At 39.6% G+C, this 7,148-nt stretch carries 7 protein-coding genes; 3 read left to right on the top strand and 4 right to left on the bottom strand.

What is annotated here, in order from left to right; translation table 11 throughout:
* The coding region (locus SMIDD26_RS05485) for a YoaK family protein (protein ID WP_134990195.1) at positions 1 to 495 on the bottom strand (495 nt) is incomplete at its 3' end.
* A 141-nt stretch (positions 496 to 636) separates the two neighbouring features.
* Here SMIDD26_RS05485 and SMIDD26_RS05480 point away from each other — a divergent pair.
* Complete coding sequence (locus SMIDD26_RS05480; RefSeq protein ID WP_061439394.1) at positions 637 to 1,614, top strand: Gfo/Idh/MocA family protein; 978 nt, start codon at positions 637 to 639, stop codon at positions 1,612 to 1,614.
* Positions 1,611 to 2,693 carry a DEAD/DEAH box helicase gene (locus tag SMIDD26_RS05475; RefSeq protein ID WP_061439391.1) on the top strand — a complete coding sequence of 361 codons (1,083 nt, stop codon included), beginning with the start codon at positions 1,611 to 1,613 and terminating at the stop codon, positions 2,691 to 2,693. The genes SMIDD26_RS05480 and SMIDD26_RS05475 overlap by 4 nt, the downstream gene beginning before the upstream one ends.
* 78 nt (positions 2,694 to 2,771) lie before the next feature.
* Here SMIDD26_RS05475 and SMIDD26_RS12910 read toward each other — a convergent pair whose 3' ends face one another.
* The 3 genes from SMIDD26_RS12910 to cozE all read right to left on the bottom strand — a co-directional run bounded on the left by SMIDD26_RS12910 (position 2,772) and on the right by cozE (position 5,821).
* A complete protein-coding gene (locus tag SMIDD26_RS12910) occupies positions 2,772 to 3,212 on the bottom strand; it encodes a hypothetical protein (RefSeq protein ID WP_061439389.1) in 441 nt (146 codons plus the stop codon).
* 96 nt (positions 3,213 to 3,308) lie between these two features.
* On the bottom strand, positions 3,309 to 4,505 hold the full coding sequence (tuf, locus tag SMIDD26_RS05465) for an elongation factor Tu (protein WP_001040726.1): 1,197 nt from the start codon (positions 4,503 to 4,505) through the stop codon (positions 3,309 to 3,311).
* Between the two features lie 206 nt (positions 4,506 to 4,711).
* Entirely contained in the window at positions 4,712 to 5,821 is a 1,110-nt protein-coding gene (gene cozE, locus SMIDD26_RS05460) for a cell elongation protein CozE (protein WP_061439387.1), read from the bottom strand.
* Between the two features lie 102 nt (positions 5,822 to 5,923).
* Here cozE and pbp3 point away from each other — a divergent pair.
* Positions 5,924 to 7,148: D-alanyl-D-alanine carboxypeptidase PBP3 (pbp3, locus tag SMIDD26_RS05455; RefSeq protein WP_061439384.1), on the top strand; the 1,225-nt coding region annotated here is incomplete at its 3' end.

Genomic DNA, 7,148 nt, shown 5'->3' with positions numbered 1-7,148 from the left:
GAAATAATCTCCAAAAGCCAACATGGTCCGTTTGATATTCCCTGTCATAAAGGCATTATTGTAAGCAATACCCGACACTTCTCCAAAAGCAGTTGTCACCAGTCCCATACAGAAGGCCAAGGGCGGCACTAGATAGATATTATCCACAGTTTGCGGCACAAAACCAATAATGATTGATAAGATTGCCAAAGGAATCAATGACAGAATCGGTTTTTTCACAATTCTCAATTTTTCCTTATAAACAGTTAATAAAAAGACCCCCATCATAAAAGCTAGCAAGGTGAGAACCTTGTCCCTAACATCTGAAACATTATTTTGAATTAATTCTACTGAAAGAAAGACGACATTCCCAGTTTGTCCAGCTACAAGGGTATTCCCTCGTACAATAAAAGTATAGGCATCTACATAACCTGCACAAAAAGTCAAAAAAAGCGCTAGCCTCTTAGACTGACGTGATATTTTTCTTATCGGTAATAACCTCATTTTCCCTCCCATTTCATTTACTCATTTCATTATTGTACCACTTTCTTTGGAAAAGACCTAGTAGCTTATTTGAAAATTTTTACCCTCTGTTGGATAGTCCCGTCTATCTATGTTATAATGAAAGAAGGATTTAAAATCGGAAAAGGAGTATCTATGCTTAAATTAGGTGTCATCGGAACAGGTGCTATCAGCCATCACTTCATAGAAGCAGCCCATGCTAGTGGAAAATACCAGCTGGTCGCAGTCTATTCTAGGAAACTTGAAACCGCAGCAACCTTTGCTTCTCGCTATCAGAATATCCAACTCTTCGATCAATTAGAAGACTTCTTCAAGAGCTCCTTTGATGTGGTCTATATTGCCAGTCCAAACTCCTTGCATTTTGCTCAGGCAAAAACTGCCTTGTCTGCTGGTAAACACGTCATTCTTGAAAAGCCAGCTGTCACTCAGCCACAAGACTGGCTGGATTTGGTTCAAACAGCTGAAAAAAATCACTGTTTTATCTTTGAAGCAGCTCGGAATTACCATGAAAAAGCTTTCACTATCATCAAAAACTTTTTAGCAGACAAACAGATTTTGGGAGCAGATTTCAACTATGCCAAGTATTCTTCCAAAATGCCTGACTTGTTGGCTGGGGAGACACCAAATGTCTTTTCAGACCGTTTTGCTGGTGGAGCACTTATGGATTTGGGGATTTATCCTCTCTACGCTGCCGTTCGCCTCTTTGGAAAGGCTCAGGACGCAACCTATCAGGCTCAACAGCTTGACAATAGCATTGATCTAAATGGAGATGGTATCCTCTTCTACCCAGACTTTCAGGTTCACATCAAGTCTGGGAAAAATATTACTTCCAATCTTCCTTGCGAAATTTATACGACAGATGGTACCTTGACCCTCAACACGATTGAGCATATTCGCTCAGCTATTGTTACCGACCACCAAGGCAATCAAGTCCAACTCCCTATCCAACAGGCTCCTCATACGATGACTGAGGAAGTCGCTGCATTTGCACAGATGATCCAGCAACCAGTTCTGAATCTCTACCAAACTTGGCTGGAAGATGCAAGTTCAGTTCATGAGCTACTATATACTATGCGCCAGACTGCTGGTATTAGATTTGAGGCAGAAAAATGAAAAGCAAACTACCGACTGAATGGCAAGAACTGAGCGACCAACTCGGTTTCCAAGAATTCACCCCCATTCAAACTCAACTATTTGAGCCCATTCTTTCAGGAGAAAATCTTCTAGGAGTGAGCCCAACAGGAACTGGTAAGACCCTAGCTTACCTCCTACCAAGTCTTCTCAGACTACAAAAGAAAAAAGCGCAGCAACTCTTGATTCTAGCACCAAATACGGAGCTTGCTGGACAGATTTTTGACGTATGTAAAACGTGGGCTGAGACTATCGGCTTAACCCCCCAACTCTTCTTATCAGGTTCGAGCCAGAAACGCCAGATTGAACGCCTAAAAAAAGGACCAGAAATTCTGATTGGAACTCCTGGTCGTATCTTTGAGTTGATTAAATTGAAAAAAATTAAGATGATGAATGTAGAAACCATCATCTTGGATGAATTTGACCAATTGCTTGATGATTCTCAAATTCATTTTGTTGAGAAAATCACTCACTACGCACCTCGTGACCACCAACTTGTCTATATGAGTGCGACAACCAAGTTTGACCAAGAAAAGATTGCTCCAAATACACGTACCATTGATCTCTCTGACCAAAAACTGGATAATATCCAGCATTTCTACATGCAGGTAGACCAACGTCACCGAGTGGATATGCTACGAAAACTAGCTCATGTGGAGGATTTCCGCGGTCTGGTCTTCTTCAATAGCCTGTCAGACCTTGGAAGTGCAGAAGAAAAATTACAGTATCGTGATATCTTGGCTGTTTCCCTCGCTAGTGATGTTAATGTCAAATTTAGAAAAGTCATCTTAGAAAAGTTTAAAGATAAGCAACTAACCCTACTCCTTGCAACTGACCTTTTGGCTCGTGGAATTGATATCGATAGCCTCGAATGTGTTGTAAACTTTGATGTCCCTAGAGATATCGAAACTTACACTCACCGTGCTGGGCGTACTGGCCGTATGGGCAAGGAAGGGTATGTTATTACTCTCGTAACCCATCCAGAAGAAATCAAAAAACTCAAAAAGTTTACAAGTGTACGAGAAATTGTCTTGAAAAACCAAGAACTCTATATCAAATAATCCCCCATTGCTCTATACACATCTAGTGTATGGAGCTTTTTTATAAGCAATTCAATTTTATACTCTTTGAAAATCTCTTCAAACCGCGTCAGCTTCGCCTTGCCGTATGTATATGATACTGACTTCGTCAGTTCTATCTACAACCTCAAAACAGTGTTTTGAGCTGACTTCGTCAGTTCTATCTGCAACCTCAAGACAGTGCTTTGAGCCGACTTCGTCAGTCTTATCTACAACCTCAAGACAGTGCTTTGAGCTGACTTCGTCAGTCTTATCTATAACCTCAAGACAGTGTTTTGAGCTGACTTCGTCAGTTCTATCTACAACCTCAAAACGGTGTTTTGAGCTGACTTCGTCAGTCTTATCTGCAACCTCAAGACCATGTTTTGAGCTGACTTCGTCAGTCTTATCTACAACCTCAAAACAGTGTTTTGAGCTGACTTCGTCAGTTCTATCTGCAACCTCAAGACAGTGTTTTGAGCAGCCTGCAGCTAACTTCCTAGTTTGCTCTTTGATTTTCATTGAGTATTAGTTCAATATCTGAAAAAAAGAACCTTGCAAAGCAAGATTCTTTTAGTGTCTGACTTAAATAATTGTTCTTCTGGGAACTAAATCGAATTAAGCTTCGATTTCTGTAACCATACCTGAACCAACAGTACGTCCACCCTCACGGATAGAGAATGTAGTACCTTGTTCTACGGCGATTGGGTGGATCAACTCAACGTCGATTGTCACGTTATCACCAGGCATTACCATTTCAGTACCTGCTGGAAGTTCGATTGAACCTGTAACGTCAGTAGTACGGAAGTAGAATTGTGGACGGTAGTTGTTGAAGAATGGAGTGTGACGTCCACCTTCTTCTTTAGTAAGGATGTAAACTTCACCTTTGAATTTAGTGTGTGGGTTGATTGAACCTGGTTTAGCAATAACTTGTCCACGTTCGATTTCATCACGTTGAACACCACGAAGAAGGACACCTACGTTATCTCCGGCAAGACCTTCGTCAAGTTGTTTACGGAACATTTCAACACCAGTAACAACTGCTTTTTGAGTTTCTTCTTTGATACCAACGATTTCGATTTCGTCGTTGACTTTAACGATACCACGGTCGATACGTCCTGAAGCAACTGTACCACGTCCAGTGATTGAGAATACGTCCTCGACTGGAAGAAGCAATGGTTTATCAGTGTCACGTTCTGGTTCTGGGATGTACTCATCAACTGTGTTCATCAATTCCATAACGATGTCTTCGTATTTAGTGTCACCTTCAAGGGCTTTAAGAGCTGAACCTTGGATAACTGGAAGATCGTCACCTGGGAAGTCGTATTCTGACAATAGGTCACGGATTTCCATTTCAACCAATTCAAGCAATTCTTCGTCGTCAACCAAGTCAACTTTGTTCATGAAGACGATAAGGTGTTTAACACCAACCTGACGTGAAAGAAGGATGTGTTCACGAGTTTGTGGCATTGGTCCGTCAGTTGAAGCTACTACAAGGATAGCTCCGTCCATTTGAGCGGCACCAGTGATCATGTTTTTAACGTAGTCCGCGTGTCCTGGAGCGTCGATGTGAGCGTAGTGACGTTTTTCAGTTTCATACTCAACGTGCGCAGTGTTGATAGTAATACCGCGTTCGCGTTCTTCTGGAGCAGCATCGATAGACGCATAGTCTTTAGGTTGGTTAACTGATGAAGGCAAGCGACGTGCCAAAACAGTTGTGATAGCTGCAGTTAGGGTAGTTTTACCGTGGTCAACGTGTCCAATAGTACCAATGTTAACGTGTGGTTTACTACGATCGTATTTTTCTTTTGCCATTTGAGTAAAAGCCTCCAATAAAATATATTTTATAGATAGACAGTAGGCAATACAGTCTAACTTTCCTTACTATTTTATCAAATTTCAGCTAAATTGCAAGTATTTTACAACGTTTTTGTGAATTATTCTTAATCTGCTGATCTAAACGGCACTTCTACTCCTATAACTTCCCTAAAGAAAAAGAAAAATCCGGGTTCTCCTGACTTTTACTTAGCTAATTCTCTTTCTCGTTCTTTCATTGTTTTATGATTTTCATACAAACGGGATAAGAACTTAGAAATTTCTTTCAAGATAGAATAGGTTGGCACTGCGACAATCATTCCAACTACACCATAGATATTGCTTGACAACAAAAGTAAAACCAAAATCGTGATTGGATGAACCTTCATAACACTTCCTACAATTCGAGGATATAAGATATTGCCATCTACCTGCTGAACAACAAGCATATAAATCACTGAGATCAGCATTCTATGGGGATCAGTGAATATATTTGCGATGATCATAGGAATCAAACCAATACTTGGCCCCACATAAGGAATTAAATTGGCTACACCAGAAAAAATAGCAAAAACTAAAGCATATTTTAAACCAATAATACTATAGCCAATATAAGCCAAACAACCTATAATGATTGCGTCAATCGAAACTCCACTAATATAGCGAGCAATCGTCGCATTCAAATTCTTTAATAAGCCTGCAATATGCAAGCGATCCCTCTTTAGAATCGTTCTTTCAAGCATGGGCAAGAATTTATGTCCATCTAATAAGAAATAAACCAAAAAAACTGGAGTCATAATCAAAATCAAAACAGTACTGATAAGAGCTGACAAGACGCTCCCCACACTATTTGATACGCTATTTAGGATATTTTGAAGAATATCAACATAGGATAAGTTCAGTTGCTGAATTGTAGCTTCTACATCCAAATTCTGGAGCGCAGGGTAATTAGATAAGTCTATGATTAAGTCTTGTACTCGACTATAAATAGTTTGACTAGATATAATCAAACTAGATAACTGATTAATCAAAATAGGTAAGAGATAGACAACACCTATGACCATTCCCCAGACCAAAGCACACAAGGTAATTAAAATACCAAGTAAACGATTGAGTTTACAGACTTTATTTAAGAAAGTAACAATAGGGTTTGTCAAATAATAAAGAAAGCCCCCTAATAAAAATGGAATCATAATTGTATTAAGCACGCTAACAAAAGGGTTAATCAAAGACCCCATCTGTCTCCATAGGTAAAAGATGATTGTTAAGAGTAAAATTTCTGTGGTCCAAAAAAATAATTTATTTCTACGAAACATGAGTTACCTCCCTCACTCTATTTTACCATATTTTCAAAAAGCTTAACGGATGAATTATTAAAGCAAGAATATTTTTTTTCTTTATGATAGAATAAAACTACTATGAAAAAAATATTTTTAACTTTATTAACTGTCTCCCTTTTAGGAGGTGCTTCTACTGTTGCTGCTCAAGATTTTAATATTGCTGCAAAACATGCCATTGCTGTTGAAGCAAATACTGGTAAAATTCTCTATGAGAAGGATGCAACGCAACCTGTCGAAATTGCTTCCATAACAAAATTGATTACTGTTTATCTGGTCTATGAAGCTCTGGAAAACGGAAGTATTACCCTCTCCACTCCTGTAGATATTTCTGATTATCCTTATCAATTGACGACAAATTCTGAAGCCAGTAATGTTCCTATGGAGGCCCGTAATTATACTGTCGAAGAGTTGCTTGAAGCAACTCTGGTATCTAGTGCCAACAGCGCCGCTATTGCCCTAGCTGAGAAAATTGCTGGCTCAGAAAAAGATTTCGTCGATATGATGAGGGCAAAACTCTTGGAATGGGGAATTCAGGATGCCACTGTTGTCAATACGACAGGTCTTAACAATGAGACACTAGGGGATAATATTTACCCGGGCTCAAAAAAAGATGATGAAAACAAGCTCAGTGCTTATGATGTCGCTATCGTTGCTCGTAATCTCATCAAAAAATACCCACAAGTCTTGGAAATCACGAAAAAACCTTCTTCTACTTTTGCTGGAATGACAATCACTTCTACCAACTACATGTTAGAAGGCATGCCTGCTTACCGTGGTGGTTTTGATGGGCTAAAAACAGGAACAACAGATAAGGCTGGAGAGTCTTTTGTTGGTACTACTGTGGAAAAAGGGATGAGGGTTATCACAGTTGTTTTAAATGCAGATCATCAAGACAATAATCCTTACGCTCGATTTACAGCTACATCTTCCCTAATGGATTATATTTCTTCTACATTTACACTTCGAAAAATCGTTCAGCAAGGCGATGCCTATCAAGATAGCAAAGCCCCTGTACAAGATGGAAAAGAAGATACGGTAACTGCAGTGGCCCCAGAGGATATCTATCTAATTGAACGTGTTGGGGGTCAATCTTCCCAATCTATTCAATTCACACCTGATTCTAAAGCAATCCCAGCACCACTTGAAGCCGGAACAGTAGTTGGCCATTTAACTTATGAAGACAAGGACTTGATTGGTCAAGGTTACATCACCACAGAGCGCCCTAGTTTCGAAATGGTTGCAGAAAAGAAAATTGAAAAAGCCTTCTTCTTAAAAGTTTGGTGGAATCAGTTTATCCGATTTG

Source organism: Streptococcus mitis (assembly GCF_001579035.1).
In the GTDB taxonomy this organism is placed as follows: Bacteria; Bacillota; Bacilli; order Lactobacillales; family Streptococcaceae; genus Streptococcus; species Streptococcus mitis_J.
This window is presented reverse-complemented; position numbering and strand designations above follow the sequence as displayed.

Bases quoted from the DNA above. Each gene is read 5' to 3' on its own strand.
- SMIDD26_RS05480 (WP_061439394.1), top strand. From the start codon at position 637: ATGCTTAAATTAGGTGTCATCGGAACAGGTGCTATCAGCCATCACTTC.
- SMIDD26_RS05475 (WP_061439391.1), top strand. From the start codon at position 1,611: ATGAAAAGCAAACTACCGACTGAATGGCAAGAACTGAGCGACCAACTC.
- SMIDD26_RS12910 (WP_061439389.1), bottom strand. From the start codon at position 3,212: ATGAAAATCAAAGAGCAAACTAGGAAGTTAGCTGCAGGCTGCTCAAAA.
- tuf (WP_001040726.1), bottom strand. From the start codon at position 4,505: ATGGCAAAAGAAAAATACGATCGTAGTAAACCACACGTTAACATTGGT.
- cozE (WP_061439387.1), bottom strand. From the start codon at position 5,821: ATGTTTCGTAGAAATAAATTATTTTTTTGGACCACAGAAATTTTACTC.